The 19,250-nt window shown below is 71.9% G+C and carries 19 protein-coding genes; 8 read left to right on the top strand and 11 right to left on the bottom strand.

The annotated features are described in order from the left end of the window. Window positions 1–12: 12 nt before the first annotated feature. The gene (locus BM070_RS13380) at window positions 13–1,086 is read left to right on the top strand and encodes a GNAT family N-acetyltransferase (protein WP_092939907.1); all 1,074 of its coding nucleotides are present in this window, start codon (window positions 13–15) and stop codon (window positions 1,084–1,086) included. Further along, window positions 1,083–2,021 (top strand): arginase family protein, encoded by a 939-nt coding sequence (locus BM070_RS13375; RefSeq protein WP_092939906.1) that lies wholly within the window; start codon window positions 1,083–1,085, stop codon window positions 2,019–2,021. The genes BM070_RS13380 and BM070_RS13375 overlap by 4 nt, the downstream gene beginning before the upstream one ends. A 47-nt stretch (window positions 2,022–2,068) precedes the next feature. Here BM070_RS13375 and BM070_RS13370 read toward each other — a convergent pair whose 3' ends face one another. The 9 genes from BM070_RS13370 to BM070_RS13330 all read right to left on the bottom strand — a co-directional run bounded on the left by BM070_RS13370 (window position 2,069) and on the right by BM070_RS13330 (window position 10,203). Continuing rightward, window positions 2,069–3,307, bottom strand: coding sequence for a DegT/DnrJ/EryC1/StrS family aminotransferase (locus BM070_RS13370; RefSeq protein WP_092939905.1), 1,239 nt, complete (start codon window positions 3,305–3,307; stop codon window positions 2,069–2,071). Next, window positions 3,297–3,716 (bottom strand): EamA family transporter, encoded by a 420-nt coding sequence (locus BM070_RS13365; RefSeq protein ID WP_092939904.1) that lies wholly within the window; start codon window positions 3,714–3,716, stop codon window positions 3,297–3,299. Before BM070_RS13365 ends, BM070_RS13370 begins: the two co-directional genes overlap by 11 nt. A 4-nt stretch (window positions 3,717–3,720) precedes the next feature. Continuing rightward, window positions 3,721–4,107: a DMT family transporter gene (locus tag BM070_RS13360; RefSeq protein WP_092939903.1), complete on the bottom strand. Its 387-nt coding sequence runs from the start codon at window positions 4,105–4,107 to the stop codon at window positions 3,721–3,723. Further along, window positions 4,104–5,021, bottom strand: a complete 918-nt coding sequence (locus BM070_RS13355) for an alpha/beta hydrolase (protein WP_092940004.1) — start codon at window positions 5,019–5,021, stop codon at window positions 4,104–4,106. Before BM070_RS13355 ends, BM070_RS13360 begins: the two co-directional genes overlap by 4 nt. A gap of 26 nt (window positions 5,022–5,047) precedes the next feature. After that, window positions 5,048–5,713, bottom strand: coding sequence for an MtnX-like HAD-IB family phosphatase (locus tag BM070_RS13350; protein ID WP_245785225.1), 666 nt, complete (start codon window positions 5,711–5,713; stop codon window positions 5,048–5,050). Window positions 5,714–5,844: 131 nt separating this feature from the next. Beyond that, on the bottom strand, window positions 5,845–6,834 hold the full coding sequence (locus BM070_RS13345) for an efflux RND transporter periplasmic adaptor subunit (protein ID WP_092939901.1): 990 nt from the start codon (window positions 6,832–6,834) through the stop codon (window positions 5,845–5,847). Further along, window positions 6,831–7,601 carry an ABC transporter ATP-binding protein gene (locus tag BM070_RS13340; protein ID WP_092939900.1) on the bottom strand — a complete coding sequence of 257 codons (771 nt, stop codon included), beginning with the start codon at window positions 7,599–7,601 and terminating at the stop codon, window positions 6,831–6,833. The genes BM070_RS13345 and BM070_RS13340 overlap by 4 nt, the downstream gene beginning before the upstream one ends. After that, complete coding sequence (locus BM070_RS13335) at window positions 7,598–8,734, bottom strand: FtsX-like permease family protein (RefSeq protein ID WP_092939899.1); 1,137 nt, start codon at window positions 8,732–8,734, stop codon at window positions 7,598–7,600. Before BM070_RS13335 ends, BM070_RS13340 begins: the two co-directional genes overlap by 4 nt. After that, window positions 8,731–10,203, bottom strand: coding sequence for an efflux transporter outer membrane subunit (locus BM070_RS13330; RefSeq protein ID WP_245785217.1), 1,473 nt, complete (start codon window positions 10,201–10,203; stop codon window positions 8,731–8,733). The genes BM070_RS13335 and BM070_RS13330 overlap by 4 nt, the downstream gene beginning before the upstream one ends. Window positions 10,204–10,365: 162 nt before the next feature. On the opposite strand from BM070_RS13330, the gene BM070_RS13325 reads away from it, so the two are divergent. From BM070_RS13325 to htpX, 5 genes are all read left to right on the top strand, one after another. Next, a complete protein-coding gene (locus BM070_RS13325; protein ID WP_092939897.1) occupies window positions 10,366–11,127 on the top strand; it encodes a response regulator in 762 nt (253 codons plus the stop codon). Next, window positions 11,127–12,290, top strand: coding sequence for a sensor histidine kinase (locus BM070_RS13320; RefSeq protein WP_245785216.1), 1,164 nt, complete (start codon window positions 11,127–11,129; stop codon window positions 12,288–12,290). Before BM070_RS13325 ends, BM070_RS13320 begins: the two co-directional genes overlap by 1 nt. A 59-nt stretch (window positions 12,291–12,349) precedes the next feature. Beyond that, window positions 12,350–13,411, top strand: a complete 1,062-nt coding sequence (pyrC, locus tag BM070_RS13315) for a dihydroorotase (RefSeq protein WP_092939896.1) — start codon at window positions 12,350–12,352, stop codon at window positions 13,409–13,411. Window positions 13,412–13,443: 32 nt separating this feature from the next. Next, window positions 13,444–14,211 carry a DUF3025 domain-containing protein gene (locus tag BM070_RS13310; protein ID WP_245785215.1) on the top strand — a complete coding sequence of 256 codons (768 nt, stop codon included), beginning with the start codon at window positions 13,444–13,446 and terminating at the stop codon, window positions 14,209–14,211. 114 nt (window positions 14,212–14,325) lie between these two features. After that, the gene (gene htpX / locus BM070_RS13305; protein ID WP_092939895.1) at window positions 14,326–15,195 is read left to right on the top strand and encodes a protease HtpX; all 870 of its coding nucleotides are present in this window, start codon (window positions 14,326–14,328) and stop codon (window positions 15,193–15,195) included. Window positions 15,196–15,247: 52 nt separating this feature from the next. Here htpX and BM070_RS13300 read toward each other — a convergent pair whose 3' ends face one another. Continuing rightward, the gene (locus BM070_RS13300; RefSeq protein ID WP_092939894.1) at window positions 15,248–15,889 is read right to left on the bottom strand and encodes an FMN-binding negative transcriptional regulator; all 642 of its coding nucleotides are present in this window, start codon (window positions 15,887–15,889) and stop codon (window positions 15,248–15,250) included. Between the two features lie 65 nt (window positions 15,890–15,954). Further along, window positions 15,955–16,866, bottom strand: coding sequence for a LysR family transcriptional regulator (locus BM070_RS13295; RefSeq protein ID WP_092939893.1), 912 nt, complete (start codon window positions 16,864–16,866; stop codon window positions 15,955–15,957). A 125-nt stretch (window positions 16,867–16,991) separates the two neighbouring features. On the opposite strand from BM070_RS13295, the gene BM070_RS13290 reads away from it, so the two are divergent. Further along, a complete protein-coding gene (locus BM070_RS13290) occupies window positions 16,992–19,127 on the top strand; it encodes a 3-hydroxyacyl-CoA dehydrogenase NAD-binding domain-containing protein (RefSeq protein ID WP_092939892.1) in 2,136 nt (711 codons plus the stop codon). The last annotated feature ends 123 nt before the right edge of the window (window positions 19,128–19,250 follow it).

The raw sequence follows: 19,250 nt of genomic DNA, 5'->3' as shown, positions 1-19,250 counted from the left end.
TGAGGTTTCCTGATGCGCTGGCGCAACCGGCTGGAGCCCGAGTCGCTCGTGCAGCATGCGCTGGCCCATCCGCCCGAAGGCTTCGGCTGGCTGGGCGGCGTGCCTGCGCCCGTCTTCGAGGCGCCGTTCGATCTGCTGACCACGGCGGATGACGAGCTCAAGGCGCGCCTGGCCCGCCTGCCGCTCCACGCGCGCTGGTCGCGCTGGCTGTGCGTGCGCACCGCCTTCGTGGGCACCACGGTGACGGAATACGCCCCGCTGCCGCAGGACGCCACGCCCCAGGCGCTGGCCGAGGCCGTGCGCACGGGCCCCGGGCGGCGCTACGCGCTCGCCATCGTCAAGGACATCCCGCAGGATTCGCCGCTGCTGAGCGAGGCCGACAACGCCTACGCCCGGCAGCTCGCCGAGGTCTGCGTGGCCCAGGGCTATGTGCTGGTCGAAGGCCAGGCGCTGGCCTATGTGCCCATCGACTTCGCCAGCGTGGATGAGTACCTCGCGCGCCTGTCGTCCAGCCGCCGCAGCAACCTGCGGCGCAAGCTGCGCAGCCGGGCCGAGCTGCGCATCGAGCGCGTGCCCACGGGCGATGCCTTCGCCCAGGATGCGCGCGTGGACGCCTACTACGCGCTCTACGAAGCCGTGCACGCCCAGAGCGAAGTACATTTCGACCGTCTGACGCGGAGCTTCTTCGCGGCGGTGCTGCGCGACGGCGCGAGCGGCGGCATCAGCTTCGAATACCGGCATGCCGAAACCGGCGCACTGCTGGGCTGGAACCTCTGCTACGAGCACGATGGCCGGCTGGTGGACAAGTACATCGGCCTGTCCTACCCGGCCGCGCGCGAGGTCAATCTTTACTTTGTGAGCTGGATGGTCAATCTCGAATACGCGATCGAACGGGGCCTGACTCACTACATCGCCGGCTGGACCGACCCCGAGGTCAAGCGCAGCCTGGGCGCGCGCTTCACCTGGACGCGCCACGCCGTGCATGTGCGCAACCCCGTGCTGCGCGCGCTCGCGCGCCGCTTCGCCGGCCATTTCGAGAGCGACAGCCGCTGGCAGGACGAGACCACGGGAGGCGCCAAGCCATGAACGCGACCGCTGCTGCTGACGCTGCCACGACGACGCAGGCCCTCGCCCCCGTGGTGCTGGACCTGGACGCCTCCGTGGGCCCGCTGCCGGGCGAAGTGCGCCTGCCGCTGCGCGACGCCTGGCAGGAGCGGCTGCGCTTCGGCTGCACCACCTGCACCATGAAGGCCTTCCGCACCGAGCTCGACGCCCGCATGCCGGCCTTCAACGCCCACGGCACCGTGTTCCTGGGCAGCGGCGACTTCCACCATCTGAGCTGGCCGCTGATCGAGCGCTGCATCGCCGCGCGCGGCTTCACGCGGGCGAACCCGCTGCATGTGCTGGTGCTGGACAACCACCCCGACAACATGCGCTTTCCCTTCGGCGTGCATTGCGGCTCGTGGGTGCGGCGCGTGGCCATGCTGCCCCAGGTGGCGCATGTGAATGTCGTGGGCATCACTTCCGGCGATATCGGAGCCGGCCATGCCTGGGAGAACTACCTGGGCCCGCTGCGCGCCGGCAAGCTCACCTACTGGAGCACCGGCGTGGACACCAGCTGGTCGCGCTGGCTGGGCGTGGGCGATCGCTTCCGCTCCTTCCCCGACGTGGATGCGCTGGTCGGCGCGGTGATGTGCATGCTGAGCCGCCAGAGCCTGCCCACCTACCTCAGCATCGACAAGGACGTGTTCTCGCCCCGCGTGGTGCGCACCAACTGGGACCAGGGCTCGCTGGAGGCGCGCCACGTGGCCGCCGTGCTCACCGGCCTGCGCGGCCATCTGGTGGGCAGCGACGTGACCGGCGACGTCTCCACCCACCGCTACGCCACGGCCTGGAAGCGCTGGCTCAGCGCGGGCGACGGGCAGGACACCGGCGCCGAGCAGGCCGAAATGCCCGCCTGGCAGGCCGCGCAGGCCGCGTTCAACGTCTGGCTGCTGGACATGCTGGAGATGGACAGCTGATGGGGCGCAAGCGGCGGCCGTGAGGCCGTATGGCCGCGGCGCCGTGCTCAAGCGCCCGGCCGCACCGCCTGCCGCAGCACCGCGCAGATCCGGTCGAAGCCGGCGTCGTCCAGCCAGGGGCTGTTGCCGATGGCCAGCACCCGGGCGGCGAAGTCCCGTGCCTGCGGCCAGCCGCCGCCTTCCTGGTTGGCGATGTGCCGCGCATAGCGAGGGTAGTCCGGCAGCGCATGCACGAAGGGCAGGCTGACGCCCAGGCCCTGGCCCCAGAGCGCGGCGATGGCGGCTTCGCGCCTGGCCGCATCGGGCAGCAGCACCAGCAGCGTGGGCCAGGTGCCCTGCGCGCCCGGCACGGCCGCGCTGTCTTCGATCACCTGCAGCTCCGGCACGCGTTCGCGCAGCAGGGCGGTGCGCTGCTGCGCCCGCGCACGGCCCTCGTCCAGCCAGGCGGGCAGGCGGGCCAGGGCGCGCACGCCCACGGCGCGGCGCCAGCGGCCCACGCGGTGCAGCGGGATGGCATCGTCGAAATCGTCGCCCGCTGCCGCGATGCGGTCGCCCTGCGCCAGCGCCCGGCGCAGCGGCAGCCCGTAGGCCAGCGGCAGGCCGGCCGGGCGGTAGAGCGCGGCATAGCCCAGCAGCTCCGCGCTGCGGCGCAGCTCCCAGCCCCAGCGCCAGGGCGCCACGCTGCGGGCCGCCTGCGCGCAGGCCTCGCGCAGGCCGGCATCGGCCACCACCAGCGCGCCGCCTTCGAAGATCGTCAGGCCCTTGCCCACGGCCATGCTGAAGAACACCATGTCGCTGCCCGTGGTGCCGATGCAGGCGCCGCCCGCCTCGCGCGCGCCCAGGGCCTGGGCGGCGTCCTCGATCACGCAGGCGCCTGCCGCATGGGCGATGGCGCGCACCGGCGCCACATCGCTCACCCGGCCCGCCAGGTGCGTGGGCAGCACGGCCAGCGTGCGCGGGCCGCAGAGCGCGGCGAGCGCGTCGGGGCACAGGTCCAGGCTGGAGGGTTTGAGGTCGCAGAGGTGCAGCCGCAGGCCGCAATGCGCGGCGGCCAGGGCGATCAGCGGGCAGGTGTAGGCGGGGGCGATGAGTTCGTCGCGGGCGGGCTCGCGCGTGCGCAGGGCGGTGAGGGCCACCACCAGCGCGGCGGTGCCGGAGCATTCCACCTGCACGGCCGGCACGTTCAGGAAGCGTGCCAGCGCGCCGCCCAGATCGGCATCGCCGCCGGGCAGCAGGTCGCGCCAGCCCAGCGGCAGGCCGGCGGTGGGCGGCGCCTCAGGCGCCATGGGGCGTGGGCGGCGCGGGTGGGGCGGCCGGGGGCGCCTGCTCCTCGGCCTCGCTGCGCGCCAGGCAGGCGATGCCGGCGGCGATCAGCGCGGCGCCCAGCAGCTGCGGCCAGCCGATGGGCTCGTTGAAGAGGATGGCCGAGAGCGCCAGCACCGAGACGACTTCGAGGTGCGAGGCCGCGAAGGCCGGGCCGATGGGCGCGTGCTCCAGCAGCGTCATCCAGGTGAAGAAGGCGCCCACGTAGCCCACGAAAGCGCCATAGATCCAGGGCTGGCCGAAGACGCGCAGCAGCCAGGCGCCGGAGAATTCCAGCGGCAGCGCATGCTCGCCCGCGACCTTGAAGCTGATCTGCGCGAGCGTGTCGAACGCGACCAGGATGAGAAAGCCGATGGCATAGAAGCGTTTCATGGCATCACCCCTTGAGCCCGACGATGGCCACGCCCGCCGACACCAGCAGGATGCCCGCCACCCGCATGGGCGAGAGCTTTTCGCGGAAGAGGAAACGCCCGGCGACCATCACGGCCACGATGTTGATCGAGCCCAGCAGCACACCGTCCGAGAGCGGCACCAGCGAGAGGAAGGCCAGCCAGACGAGGAATTCGGCCACGTAGCAGCCGATGCCGATCCAGAGCCAGGGCCGGCGCGCCATCCAGATCCAGCGCGCGAGGCCCGTGCCCGCGCGCGGGTCGGCCGTGGCGGCGGCCTTGAAGGCCAGCTGCCCGCCCGTGTCCACCACCATGTTGAGCAGCCATAGCAGGGCCACCAGCGGCGTGATGCCGCCGCCGTCCGTTGGCGTCATGGCGCGGAGCCTTCCTGGCCTGGCTGGTGTTGCTGCTTTTGCGCGATCGATTCGGCGAAGGCCACCGTGCGCGCCAGCACCGTGCGGCGGTCGCGGTCGATGGTGATCATGTGATAGCTGTCGTCCAGCAGCACCAGCTCCACCGGGGCGTGGCGCACGCCGCGCACGATGTCCTGGGCGTTGCCGGCGGCGGCGATGTCGTCGTGGCGGGCATGCATCACCAGGCAGGGCGCGTGCACCTTGCCCAGGTTGCGTTTCACGTAGGCCGAGAGGGCGCGCAGCTCGATCACCGACCACCAGGGGTTGCCCGGCAGGCCCGCGGCGGCGCTGTCGCCCGAATGCATCTGCGCGACCACGCGCTCGCGCAGGGCCTCGTCCTTGATGCCGTAGGGCGGCGCCTCCATGAAGACGCTGCGGCGGCCGATGCCGAGCGCGCGGAAGAGCGGCAGCAGGAAGGCCAGGCGCGTGTAGCCCGGAATGCTCCAGCCGTCGTAGCGGAAGGTGGTGGAGAGCGCCACCACGCCGGCCACCTGCCGGGGCCGCTCGATCGCCAGCGCCAGCGCCAGCAGCGCGCCCATCGAGAGGCCGCAGGTGATGACCGGCTGGCCGGTGTGCTGCATGAGCCGGTCGGCACCGCGCCGGGCGCTGGCCACCCAGTCCTGCCAGCGCGTGGCGACGAGGTCGTCCTGCGTGCCGCAATGGCCGGCCAGCTGCACGGCCAGCACGGTGAAGCCCGCACGGTTCAGGCCCTTGGCCAGCAGGCGCATTTCGTTGGGCGTGCCGGTCAGGCCGTGGATCAGCAGCACGCCGGTCGAGGCCAGCGGGCCGTGGCCTTCGAGCAGGTATTCGTGCGCGGTGCCCGTGCCCGTACTCGCGGCGGCCGATGCGTGGCCGGCCGGGGGCGTGTCATCCATGGCGCGCAGGGTCGCGGCGGCTGCGTTCATGCCATCTCCAGCTGGCGGGGGGCCAGCGCGTCGAGCTGGTGCAGCATCTCCAGCGTGCCGGAGAAGTCGCGGAACGGCGCGTGGGCGATGCCGTTGTTTTCGCAGTGGGCGATGAGCTTGTACTTGGCGAAGACGAAGTCGGCGCGGCCGGAGACGCAGAAGTCCGAGGTGCTGTCGCCCACGAAGAGCACGCGCCCGTGCAGCGCGCGCTGCTCGGCCAGGCGCTCGCACTTGCAGTTGCCGCTGGCGCGCGCGCAGCGGCCGCTGGCCCAGGGCGATTCCAGGCGCCACTGGCGCGGGCCGGCCTGCACCAGGCGGTTGGCGATCACGGGCAGCCGGCCCAGGCCATTGCGCGCCAGCACGGCCTGGATGGCGTAGTCGATGCCGTCGCTCACCACCTGCACGGGCATGCCCAGGGCCTCGGCCTCGCGCACGAAGGTGGCGAAATGCGGATCGACCTCGATCGTCTCCAGGTGCGCGTCGAGTTCGGCGCGGTCCATGTCCAGCAGCGCGACCTGGCCCTTCATGCATTCGCGCGAGCCGATCTCGCCGCGCTCCCAGGCGTCTTCGAGCGCCTGCCAGCCGGGCTGGCCGAAACGCTGCAGCAGGGAATCGGTCACGTCGGCGGTGCTGATGGTGCCGTCGAAGTCGCACTGGACCATCCAGCCGGCGGGGGTGTCGCCGTGCAGTTCGGCAGCGGCGGACGCCACGGGGATCACGCGGCGCAGGGAGTCGTGGGGGGCGAAGGAGGAAACGGTTTGCATGGGGCAATCCTGCGATGGGGGCTGTGGGTTCAGCGGTGAAAGGCGACGCGCACGGTCTGGCCGGGGCGTGCATCGGCGGGTGGGGTGTCGAATTCCAGAATGCATTCGACGACCCGCACGGGGCCGCGCTGGGATTCGTCCTGCAGCCGCGCGGCGCCGAGCACCGGGCTCATGCGCACCACGCGGGCGGGCGGCAGCGTGACCGGGGCCGCGTCGCCATCGGTGGTCACGGTGGCGGGCATGCCGGTCTTGACGGCGGCGATATAGCTTTCGTTGACTTCGGCACGCACCTGCAGCGGCCGGTGGGGCAGCAGCGTGATGGCCGGATGCCCGCTGGAGCCCGGCAGGCGCTGGCCGGCCTGCGTGTTCACGCGCACGACGATGCCGTCATCGGGCGCGCGCAGTTCCAGCCGGCCCTGCTGGCTGCGCAGCAGCGCCAGCCGCTGGCGGGCCACGTCGATCTCGGCGCGGGCGATGGCGACATCGGATTCGGCCGTGCGCACCGCCTGGGCGGCCTCTTCGGCGCGCTGGGGTTCGGCAGCGCCGGCAGCGCTGGCTTCGGCCAGGCGCGCGGCCGTGCGGCGCAGCGCGGGCAGCTGCTGGGCGCGGGCATTGGTGCGCGCTTCGGCGAGCTGCAGTTCGGCCTGCGCGACGTTGACTTCGCCCTGCGAGGCGGTGGGCGAGAGGCGCAGCAGCACCTGGCCGCGCTTGACGTGCTGGCCTTCCTGCACGGCGACCGACTCGACCAGCCCTTCCTGCAGCGGCGCGAGTTCGACCATGCCGCCCTTCACTTCGATGCGGCCCCGCGCCACGGCCACGTTGGCGGATGCGGCGCTCGCCGTGCCGGCAGAGCCGTTGCCGCTGGCGCCATTCGTGCCGTTGGCGGAGGCCGCGGCGGCGCCTGCGGGCGGGGTGCGGTCGTTGCAGGCGGCGAGCGTCAGCAGCACGGCGGCCAGGGCGGCCGTGGTGGCGGCGGTGCGCAGCGGCGCGGTCCGGAGGGAGTGGGTGAGGCGGTTCATGCGGCGGTGGCTTCGGGCTCGGCGTCCGGCTGGCGCCAGTCGCTGCGGATGGCGCCGTCTTCCATGCCGAGCACGCGGTCGGCATGCCGGACGAGGCGCGGGTCATGGCTCACGCACAGCACGGTGGTGCCATGCGAGCGGGCGATGCGGTGGAGGATGTCGATCACGCGCTGGCCGCTGTCGGCGTCCAGCGCGCTGGTGGGTTCGTCGGCGAAGAGCAGCTGCGGCGACTTGGCGATGGCGCGGGCGATGGCCACGCGCTGCTTCTCGCCGCCCGAGAGCTGCGCCGGGCGCATGTGGGCACGCTGCATGAGGCCGACCTCGTCCAGCGCATCCTGCGCGCGCTGCAGGCTTTCGCTGGCGCTCAGGCCCAGGTAGCCCAGCGGCAGCTGCACCTGTTCGAGCGAGGTGAGCGCCGGAAATAGGTTGAAGCCCTGGAAGACGAAGCCCGTGTGGTGCAGCCGGAAGCGCTCCAGCGCCCGCGCGTCCAGCGAGGCGAGGTCCTTGCCGAGGGCGCGGATCGTGCCCGAGTCGGGCTTCTGCAGCGCCGACAGCAGCGACAGCAGCGTGCTCTTGCCGCAGCCCGAGGGGCCCGAGATGAGGGTGAGCTCGCCCGCGTGGATCGACAGGTTCATCTGGCGCAGCACCTGCACCTGCACCACGCCGGAGACGAAGGACTTGTGCAGGTCGATGGCCTGCAGGCTGGGCGTGCCGCGCTGCACGCGGCCGGCGGCGCCGAGGGAGGGGCGGGGGGCGGAGGACGTCATCGCAGCAGCAGGGCAGGGTCGGCGGCCATGAGGCCGCGCATGGCGAAGAGGCCCGAGAGCAGGGTCACGGCCCCGACCAGCAGGGCGCAGGCGGCGGCGGTGAGCGGCGTCATGGCCACCGGCACGCCGTAGGTGTTGGCCAGCACCAGCAGGGCGGCGCTGGCCGCGCCCCCCAGCAGCAGGCCCAGCCCGCCGATCCAGCAGGCCTGTTCGACCACCAGGCGCCCCAGCGCGCGGCGGCTCACGCCCAGGGCGTTGAGCACGGCGTATTCGCGGGCCGAGCCGGCCACCACGCCCATCAGCGACTGGCTGGTGACCACCGTGCCCACCAGGCAGACGATGCCGACCATGAAGAGCACGGCCACGCCGGCGCCCGTGTCGAGCAGCCAGTAGAGTTGCGAGCGGCGGGCGAAGTCCTTGGCCGTCCAGACCTCGAAGGGGCCGAAGCCGGGCGCACCGGCCGCCAGGCGCGCCTGCACCTGGGCCGCCTGTGCCGGTGTCTGCGTGCGGGCCACCACGTAGGTGGGGCCGGCGGAGCCTTCGCTGCCCGCGATCTCGCGGGCCGAATCGATGGAGGTGATCACGTTCACGCCGCCCAGGCCGCGCAGGCCATCGACGGCGGCCACCACGTGCACGGGGTGGGCATTGATCCAGGCCCGGCCGCCGACGGTGGTGTCCAGCGTGGAGAGGTCTTCGCGGTCCACGATGACCGCGCCCGGGTCGCGCAGCGCGGCGCGCTGCCAGGGCGCGAGCAGGCGCGAGAACAGCATGCCGTCGGCCGCCGTGCGGATGCCGGACACATAGACCGACACGCCGCCGCCGCTGCCCTGGCTGCTGCGCCAGTCGCCGTCCACCCAGAGGTAGGGCTCGGTGGCGGTCACGGCCGGGTCCATGGCCAGGCGCAGGTTCACGTCCTGGCCGATGGCGCGGCCGAAGTTCACGCTCTGCGTGCCGGGGTAGCCGGCCCAGAGATCGGCGCCCGAGGCGCGCACGTAGACGGCGGCGCTGCCGAAGATGCCCAGCACCAGCGCCGCCTGCACCGACAGCAGCACGCACGAGAAGCCCACGGCGAACACGGCGGGCACGAAGCGGCGCCACTCGTGAATGAGGGTCTTGCGGGCCAGCGCGATCATGAAGCCTCCGGCCGGGCGCCGGGCACCTGCGCAGGCGTCTGCGGTGCCTGCGCCGCGGCGGCATCGCTCTCGGCCGGCAGCGGCGCGCCGCCCAGCGCCTTGTAGAGCGCGACGAAGGCGAGCGCGCGCGCATCGTTGGCGGTGGCCTGGTCGGCTTCGGCCTGCAGCAGGGCGCGCCGTGCGGCCAGGCCGTCGTATTCGCTGGACAGGCCCAGCCGGGCGCGCGTGCCAGCCGCATCGTTGCGCTGCTGCCAGGTGCGGGTGACCGTGGCCAGCGCATCGGCGCGGGCCTGCTGGGCGGCCAGCGCGGCCAGAGCGCCTTCGGCCTCGGCCACGGCGGCGCGCAGGGCGCGTTCCTGGCCGAGCAGCGCGGCCTGCAGCGCCTCCTGCTGCGCATCGACCTGCATGCGCCGGCGGCCCCAGTCGAAGATCGGCACGTCGATCACCGGGCCGATGGCCGGCATGTCGTCGCTGGTGGTGCGGCGGTTCTGGGTCAGGTTGTAGGAGTAGAGCAGCGAGCCCGCGATGGAGATGCGCGGGTACAGCTCGGAGCGGGCCAGGCCCAGGGCGGCTTCGGCCTTACGCACGGCCGCCTCGGCGGCCTGCACGTCGGGACGGGTGCGGACCAGATCGGCGGGCAGGGTCTGGAAGGCGAAGGGCGCGAGGGCCACGGCGTCGGGCGCCGAGGGGGCGAGCCAGGCCGGATCGGGTGCCTGGCGGCCCAGCAGCACGGCCAGGGCCTGGGCGGCGCGGGCGCGGGCTTCTTCGGCCGTGGCGCGGGCGGCCAGGGTCTGGGCCGACTGGGCGCGGGCCTGGGCAATCTCGTCGGCCGTGCCCGTCTGGGTGCGCTGGCGCACGTCGGCCAGGGCGACGGCCCGGTCGTCGATGCGGGCAGTGGCGTCCAGCAGCCGCAGCTGGCGGCGGGCGGCCTGCAGGTCGAGGTAGTTGCGCACCACGTCGGCCACCACGGCCACGCGCACGCCCTGCGCGTCGGCCTGGGAGGCATCGGCCTCGGCACGCGCGGCGGAGCGGATGCTGTCGCCCGCGCCGAACAGGCCCAGCTCCCAGATCATGTCGATGCTGGCGTGGAAGTAGGTGTCGGTAGCGGTGATGTCCTGCAGGGTGCGTGCGCCCGCGCTGAACGAGGGGCGGAACTGCACGGCCGCGCGGCCGGCCTGCAGGCGGGCTTCGCGCAGGCGGTGGCCGGCGATGGCGAGGTCCACGTTGCGCGCGAGCGCCTCGTCCACCAGCGCGTCGAGCGCCGGATCGTGGAAGTGCTTCCACCAGGCCCGCAGGTCGGGCGCTGCCGGCCCCTGGGGCACGGGGGCGGTCCAGGCGGGCGCCACCGCCTGCGTGGCGGGCCGCTGGGTGCCGGGGCCGGGCGCGGCGCAGCCCGCCAGCAGGGCGAGCGCCATCGCTCCGGCGCCGAAGCGGCTGGAGGCGGCAGAAAACGAGGGAGTGGAACGCACGGACGGGCAGGCTGCTTTTGTGACAGCCTGTATTGGACCCCCCCAAGCTTGCGCGGCGATGCATGGAGTATGGAGGGTTCGTGGAGATACCCCCGGGTAATGTCCCGGCGGCGGCCCGGCGGGCCGGGCCTGTGGATAATCCGCCCCCACCCCCTGCCGCCTATGCAACAGCCCTCTCCAACGCCGGCCACGGCCCCTCTCATCCTCGTGGTGGAGGACGAGCCGGGCATCGCCAGCATCCTCACCGCCTACCTGCAGCGCGACGGCCTGCGTGCCCAGCACGCGGCCGACGGCCTGGAGGCGCTGCGCCTGTTCCGCCAGATCCGGCCCGACATGGTGCTGCTGGACATCCACCTGCCCGGCATGGACGGGCTGGACCTGCTGCGCGAGATCCGCACCGACGGCCAGACGCCCGTCATCATGGTGACGGCCGTGGCCGACGACGTGGACAAGCTGCTGGGCCTGCGCATGGGCGCGGACGACTACGTGGTCAAGCCCTTCAGCCCGCCCGAGGTGGTGGCCCGCGTGCGCGCCGTGCTGCGGCGCGCGCAGTCGCAGCCGGCGGCGCCCAGCCGCACCGCCGGGCCCATCCGCGTGGGCCGCATCGAGATCGACCAGGAGGCGCATGCCGCGTTCGTGCACGGCGAGGGCGACCAGACCGTGGCGCTGCCCCTCACGCTCACCGAATTCCGGCTGCTGGCCTGCCTGGCGGCCCAGCCGCGCCGGTGCTTCTCGCGCAGCCACCTGATAGAGCACTGCCTGCCCGAAAGCGATGCGCTCGACCGGGTGATCGACTCGCACCTCTCCAAGCTGCGCCGCAAGCTGCAGCAGGCCGGGCAGGGCGACCTGATCGAGACCGTGCGCGGCATCGGCTACCGCTTCTGGCCGGGCGGCGGCCCGGGGCTCACGGGCGGCGGCGCGTGATGCAGCACGGCCCGCTCCTGCAGCGGATCTGGGTCCGCTTCGGCCTGAGCATCGCTGCCACCGTGGTGGCCACCATGGCCCTGCTGGCGGGCAGCGTGATGCTGTTCTCCGAACTCCAGTACCGCGATTTCTACAACGGCCTGCCCGCCGAGGTGCAGCACGAACTGGACGACCTGCGCGACCGCGGCCAGGAGGACGGCCCGCGCGCCATGGAGATCTACGGCCAGTACTGGCGCGGCGACCTGTTCTGGGGCGAGAAATGGTCGCTCGCCATCGGGCTGGTGATCTGCCTGCCCGTGGGGCTGGTGGTGGGTTTCTGGGTCTCGCGCATCGTCACCCAGCCGCTGGCCTCGATGGCCGAGGTGGCGTCGCACGTGGCCGATGGCGACTTCAGCGTCCGCGCCCAGCCCGGCCGCCTGCACGACGAGATGGCTTCGACCGTGCGCCGCTTCAACCAGATGATCGACTCGCTCGAGCGCATGGCCAAGGAGCGCCGCGCCACGGCCGCGTCCATCTCGCACGAGCTGCGCACCCCGCTGGCCGTGCTGCGCGCGCGGCTGCATGCCATCTGCGACGGCGTGATCGAGGCCGATGCGGCCGAGTCCCGTGCGCTGCTGGACCAGGTGGAATACCTGGGCCGGCTGGTGGGCGACTTGCACACGCTGTCGATGGCCGAGGCCGGCCAGCTGTCGCTGGAGACCGGCCCGGTCGATCTGGCCGAACTGGTGCGCGATGCCCTGTCCGTCCATGCCCAGCGCATCGCCGACCATGGCATCGCGCTGGAGCTGCGCCTGCCCGAGGCAGGCCGCCCGGCCTGGGTGGTGGTGGACCCGGACCGCATCCGGCAGATCCTCTTCAACCTGGTGGAGAACGTCCTGAGCCATGCGGCCTCGGGCGGCTGGCTGGGGGTGGAGGTCTCCGTCGGCGAGAACATCGCCACGCTACGCGTGAACGACGCCGGCCCGGGCCTGCCCGCGCACATGCTCGAACGCCCGTTCGAGCGCTTTCCGCACCCGGCCGGCCGGCGCGGCGACGGCTCCGGGCTGGGCCTGTCCATCGTTCGTGCGCTGGCCGAACGCCAGCACGCCACGGTGCGGGTCGAGGGCCGGCCCGAAGGCGGCTCCAGCTTCGTGGTGGACCTGCCGCTGGCCAACGTCGCCTGAGGCCGCGGCGCGGCCCGCCTCGCTGCCCGGCGGCCGGCGCGATGGGACAATGGCGCCCCATGACCGCAGCCGCCCCCCTTTCCACCCCCGACACCCTCACCATCACCCGGCCCGACGACTGGCACCTGCACGTGCGCGACGGCGAGCCCCTGCGCACCGTGGTGCCGCACACCGCCGCCCAGTTCGGCCGCGCGATCATCATGCCCAACCTGCGCCCGCCGGTGACCACCGCCGAGCAGGCCCTGGCGTACAAGCAGCGCATCCTGGCCGCCGTGCCGGCCGGCGTGCAGTTCGAGCCGCTGATGACGCTCTACCTCACCGACAACCTGCCGCCCGAGGAGATCGCCCGCGCGAAGGAGGCCGGCGTCGTGGCCGCCAAGCTCTACCCGGCCGGCGCCACCACCAACAGCGATGCCGGCGTGACCGACATCCGCAAGACCTACAAGACCCTCGAAGCCATGCAGAAGGCCGGCCTGCTGCTGCTGGTGCACGGCGAGGTGACCTCCAGCGACATCGATCTCTTCGACCGCGAGGCCGTGTTCATCGAGCAGCAGCTCATTCCGCTGCGCCGCGACTTCCCCGAGCTGAAGATCGTCTTCGAGCACATCACCACCAAGGACGCGGCGCAGTACGTGCGCGAGGCCGGCCCCTTCACCGCCGCCACCATCACCGCCCACCACCTGCTCTACAACCGCAACGCCATCTTCACGGGCGGCGTGCGCCCGCACTACTACTGCCTGCCGGTGCTCAAGCGCGAAACGCACCGCGTGGCGCTGGTCGAGGCCGCCACCAGCGGCAGCGACCGCTTCTTCCTGGGCACCGACAGCGCGCCGCACCCGGCCCACCTGAAGGAGCACGCCACGGGCTGCGCCGGCTGCTACACGGCCCATGCCGCCATCGAGATGTATGCCGAGGCCTTCGACAACGCCGGCGCGCTGCACCAACTGGAAGGCTTCGCCAGCTTCCACGGCCCGGCCTTCTACGGCCTGCCGCGCAACGCAGGCACCATCACCCTGCGCCGCGAATCGTGGACGCCGCCGGACAGCTTCGCCTTCGGCGAGGCCGAACTGAAACCCCTGCGCTCGGGCGAGGCGCTGCCCTGGCGCGTGGTCTCCGCCTGACGCAGGTGGCGGCCCCCGCCTGGCCTGCCGCGGTGCCCATCGACTGGGCGCGCCCCTGGCTGCAGCCGCTGGCCGCCGTGGGCCGCGCCGTGGCGGCCCGTGCCGATGCGGGCGCCGCCGTGGCCGATGCCCTGAATGCCCAGGGCGCCCCGGCCCAGGGCCCGTGCGCCGTGCCCCGCTTCGTCGGCCAGCAGGCGCTGCCCAAGGGCGAGGCCTACGAGAGCTTTATTTACGCCACCGGCACCGTGCCCACGCGCGACAACCGGCACGACTTCTTCAACGGCCTGGTCTGGCTGCACTACCCGCGCACCAAGCGCCTCTTGAACCAGTGGCAGGCGCGCGCCATCGCGCAGCAGGGCGTGGGGGCGGTGCGCGGGCCGCTGCGCGATGCGGCGACCCTGTTCGACGAGAACGGCGCCGTGCTCTTCGCCCCGGCCGCGCTCTGCGAGGCGCTGCGCGAGCGCGCCTGGCGGCGGCTCTTCGTGGAGCTGCGTCCGCTTTGGGCCCAGGCCACGCTGCTGCTCTTCGGCCATGCGCTGATGGAGCAGCTGCTCCAGCCCCGGAAATCGATCACAGCCCACGTCTATTGTGCGGATTCTGCTATTGATTCCGTAGCGGATGCCGACGCCTGGCTAGCCGGCACGCTCGATGAACAGGCCTTCGCGGCCAAGCCGTTCAATCCCCTGCAAGTCCTGGGAGTGCCCGGCTGGTGGGCCGGAAACGAAGACTTTTGCTTCTATGATGACCCACTCGTTTTCCGCAGCAGGCGGCCTGTACAGGCACCACAACAACCGGCCTGACCCTGCTGCGCGGGGAGTGGCTTGAACGCCGGTGCGCCACCCCCATTTCCCGGACTGAAAGGCAGCGGCCCATTCCGCCGCCTCACCCACGCATCCCTTCGCGGAGAACCTTCGATGAAACGTATCGCACTTTTTCTGCTCACCAACATCGCCGTCGTGGTGGTGCTGGGCATCGTCGCCAGCCTGCTGGGCGTCAACCGCTTCCTCACGGCCAACGGCCTGAACCTCGGGGCGCTGCTCGGCTTCGCCTTCATCATGGGCTTCGGCGGCGCGATCATCTCGCTGCTCATGAGCAAGCCCATCGCCAAGTGGAGCGCTGGCGTGACCCTCATCGACGGCTCCGGCTCGCCCGATGAGCGCTGGATCGTCGAGACCGTGCGCAAGTTCGCCGACCGCGCCGGCATCGGCATGCCCGAAGTCGGCATCTTCGAGGGCGAGCCCAACGCCTTCGCCACCGGCGCCTTCAAGAACAGCGCCCTGGTGGCGGTCTCCACCGGCCTGCTGGAAGGCATGACCCGCGACGAGGTCGAGGCCGTCATCGGCCACGAGGTGGCCCACGTCGCCAACGGCGACATGGTGACCATGGCGCTGATCCAGGGCGTGATGAACACCTTCGTCGTGTTCCTCTCGCGCGTGATCGGCTACGCGGTGGACAGCTTCCTGCGCAAGAACGACGAGAACAACTCCGGCCCCGGCATCGGCTACTACGTGACCACCATCGTGCTGGACATCCTGCTGGGCTTCCTCGCCTCGATGATCGTGGCCTGGTTCAGCCGCCAGCGCGAATTCCGCGCCGACGCCGGTTCCGCCCAGCTCATGGGCCAGAAGCAGCCCATGATCAACGCCCTGGCCCGCCTGGGCGGCGCCACCCCCAACGAGCTGCCCAAGAGCATGGCCGCCATGGGCATCACGGGCGGCATCGGCAAGCTGTTCAGCACCCACCCGCCGATCGAAGAGCGCATCGCCGCGCTGCAGGCCCGCTGAGCCGGCGCTTGCCTCAAAGGAGCCCCGCCATCGCAAGATGGGCGGGGTTCTTTCATGGGGCTTCGCCGTCAGCCCCGGCGCTGCCCATGCGTTCGGCCAGCGCCGTGTGGCCCCGGCCCGCCGCGCCCTGCGCCGCGCCGGCCCGGTCGCGCGCTTCCTTGTTCTGGCTGAGCTTGCGCTTGCCCACCAGCGAGGTCACGGCGATCTCGATGCCCACGATGTGCTGCAGCAGGCCGTCGATGAAGCCGGGCTCGGAGTCCGACATCTTCCAGGGCCGGGGCTCCGCCGCCTCGTGCCGGCGCGTGAGGCGGCCTACGACGCCGCGCACGAAACGCTCGTCGTCGCGCACCGTGAGCGTGCCGTGGGCGTGCACCACCTCGTAGTTCCAGGTGGGCACCTGGCGGTGCGCCTCGTGCTTGCTGGGGTACCAGTTGGGCGAGATATAACCCTCGGCGCCCCGGAAGACGACCATCACCGCGGCGCCCGCGCAGCGCTGCCAGACCGGGTTGGCCCGCGCCACATGGGCCGTCAGCAGGCCGTGGGGGCCGGCTGACGGGTCGAACTCGAAAGGAATGTGGTCGGCGTCCAGCCCGTCGTGCGCGCCGTGGGTGACCAGCATGCCCAGCGGATGGGCCTGGATGATGCGGGCCAGCTCGTCGGGCCGGGTTTCGGCGAAGTGCTCTGGGATGTACATCGTGCGGCGCAGGAAAGGAAAGGCAAGCGAAGGGTCGGGATCAGGTGGTGCGAGGCGATCTTGCCTCAAGGCGGCGGTTCCGACGCGCCGCCGCCGGCCTGCGCCTTGTCCAGCAGGAAGTCGATGCAGGTGCGCACGGCCCGCGTCTGGTGGCGGTTGGGCAGGTACAGCAGGTACATGTGGGTGCCGAAGATGCTCAGGCGGTATTCGTCCAGCGTGGTCAGCACCTCGCCGCCCGCCAGCTCGCCCTGCACCACGTAGTCGGGCACCAGGCCCACGCCCAGGCCGGCCAGGATGCCCTGGCGCAGGAACGGGAAGTGCTCGGAGATGAGGGTGGGCTCCAGCATCACCTCGTGCCGCTCGGCGCCCCGGTAGGCCGACAGGCGCAGCTGCCGGCCGGTCACGCCGGCGGTGATGACGGGGCCGGCGCGCAGTTCGTGCAGGGTGCGCGGCAGGCCGTGGCGGCGGGCGTAGCCGGCCGAGGCGCAGGCCAGATAGCGCACCGTGCCCAGGCTGCGCGCCACCAGCGACAGGGGCGGCTCCTGCACCACGCGGATGGCGATGTCCACTTCGTCGCGCAGGTTGTCGGCGCGGTTCTCGAACAGCACGTCCAGCACGATGCCGGGATAGAGGCGCTTGAACTCGATCAGCCAGTCGCTGGCCACGATCTGCCCGTAGCCGCTGGGCAGGCTGATGCCCACACGGCCCTGCAGTTCCTGGCCCAGCGTGGTCACGGCCTCCTGCGCGGCGCGCAGTTCGTTCTGGATGGTGCGGCCGTGCTCGTACAGGCGCAGGCCGATCTCGGTGGGCTCCACCCGGCGCGTGGTGCGCTGCACCAGCTGCACGCCCACGGCCTTTTCCAGCTTGGTGAGGTGGTAGCTGACGTTGGCGCGGGTCATGCGCAGCTTGCGCGCGGCCTGGCTCAGGTTGCCGCTGTCGATGATCTCGACCAGCAGGGTGAGGGAGGGCAGGTCCATGGCGAGAAGCAGAAAGTGCGGTGATTGGTAAAAAACCTTTGACAGTCTGTCAATGATTGATGTGATTGTCAGAAAACATTGTCGCCGCAAGAATGGATCGCAACCAAGATCCAGGAGACAAAGGCATGACCTCAGCAGCGGCAACCGCGTCGCCCGTGCAAACACGCCTGCAGGGCGACGGCGTTCTGGTCGTCCGCATCGACCACCCGCCCGTGAACGCGCTGGGCGCAGCCGTGCGCCAGGGCCTGATGGACGCCATCGGCGAGGCCGAATCGCGGGCCGACGTGCAGGCGGTGCTGATCGTGGGCGCCGGCAAGGCCTTCATCGCCGGGGCCGACATCCGCGAATTCGGCAAGCCGCCCGTGCCGCCGTCCCTGCCCGAGGTTTGCCAGCGCATCGAGTCCTGCGGCAAGCGCGTGGTGGCCGCCATCCATGGCGCGGCGCTGGGCGGCGGTCTGGAAGTGGCCCTCGCCGCGCACTACCGCGTGGCGCTGCCGGGCGCGCAGCTCGGCCTGCCCGAAGTGAACCTGGGCCTGCTGCCCGGCGCGGGCGGCACGCAGCGCGCGCCGCGCCTGATGGGCGTGAAACCGGCGGCAGAGATGATGCTGAGCGGCAAGCCTTTGAGCGCCAAGGCGGCCCTGGCCGCGGGCCTGGTGGACCGCCTGGTGGACGGCAGCGATCCGGTGGCCGCGGGCCTGGCCTGCGTGCAGGAACTGCAGGCCGCGCAGGCGCCGCTGCGCCGCACGCGCGACATCGCCATCGCCGACCGCGCCGCCGCGCTGGCCGACCTCGACGCGCTGGCGGCCGATACCGCGAAGAAGTCGCGCGGCCTGTTCTCGCCGCAGAAGATCGTCGAATGCGTGCGCCACGCCGTGGAGCTGCCCTTCGGCGAAGGCATGCAGCGCGAGCGCGCAGCCTTCATGGAGTGCCTGGCGAGCCCGCAGCGCGCAGGATTGATCCACGCCTTCTTCGCCGAGCGCGAGGTCGCCAAGGTGCCCGAGGCCAAGGCCGCCGCGCCGCGCCCGGTGGCGTCCATCGCCGTCATCGGCGGCGGCACCATGGGCGCGGGCATCACCGTGTCGGCGCTGGACGCCGGCCTGCCCGTGACCATGATCGAACGCGATGATGCCTCGCTGGCCCGGGGCCGCGCGCATGTCGAGAAGGTCTATGACGGCCTCATCGCCAAGGGCCGCATGACGGCCGAGGCCAAGGCCGCCGTGATGGCGCGCTACACCGGCAGCACGCGCTACGACGACATCGCCGCGGCCGACCTGGTGATCGAGGCGGTGTTCGAAGACCTGGAGGTCAAGAAGGCCGTCTTCCGCGAGCTGGACCGTGTCTGCAAGCCGGGCACCGTGCTGGCCACCAACACCTCGTACCTGGACATCGACGCGATCGCCGCCGCCACGCAGCGCCCGCAGGACGTGATCGGCCTGCACTTCTTCAGCCCGGCCAACATCATGAAGCTGCTGGAGATCGTGGTGCCGGCCAAGGTCGGCGCCGACGTGGTCGCCACGGCCTTCGCGCTGGCCAGGACGATGAAGAAGGTGCCGGTGCGCGCCGGCGTGTGCGACGGCTTCATCGGCAACCGCATCCTGGCCGTGTACAAGCAGGCGGCCGACTATCTGATGGAAGACGGCGCCAGCCCCTACGAGATCGATGCGGCGGTGCGCGGCTTCGGCTATCCGATGGGTCCGTTCCAGGTGACCGACCTGGCGGGCGGCGACATCGGCTGGGCCACGCGCAAGCGCCGCGCCGCCACGCGAGACCCCCAAGCGCGCTATGTGGAGATCGCCGACCGCATCTGCGAGCGCGGCTGGTTCGGCCAGAAGACGGGACGCGGCTTCTACCTCTACCCCGAGGGCGCCCGCACGGGCCAGCCGGACCCGGAGGTGCTGGCGATCGTCGATGCCGAACGCGCGAAGAAGGGCATCGTGCCGCGCAGCTTCACGCCCCAAGAAATCATGCGCCGCTACCTGGCCGCCATGGTCAACGAAGGCGCGAAGGTGGTGGAGGAGGGCATCGCCCTGCGCCCGCTGGACGTGGACGTGACCTTCCTCTCGGGCTACGGATTCCCGCGCTTCCGCGGCGGGCCGATGCACTACGCCGACACCGTGGGCCTGCCGAAGATCCTGGCCGACATCCGCGAGTTCGCGCAGGAAGACCCCCTCTTCTGGAAGCCGGCGCCGCTTTTGGAAAAGCTCGTGGCCGAGGGCCGCGACTTCGGCAGCCTGAACCGCGCCGCGGCCGAAGCCGGCTGAGCGCCCCAGGGCTATTGCTATTAAAACGATAGCTTCAGGTGCATATACAGCAAGCGCAAGAGGCCGAAAAGGCCTGGCAATCGACCGACAAGAACGCAGGACGGCGGCCCCGCCTACCGTCCG

This window comes from Paracidovorax wautersii, assembly GCF_900113035.1.
Classification (GTDB): domain Bacteria; phylum Pseudomonadota; class Gammaproteobacteria; order Burkholderiales; family Burkholderiaceae_C; genus Paracidovorax; species Paracidovorax wautersii.
Note: the sequence above shows the minus strand (reverse complement) of the source record. Positions and strands in the feature narration are given on the sequence as shown.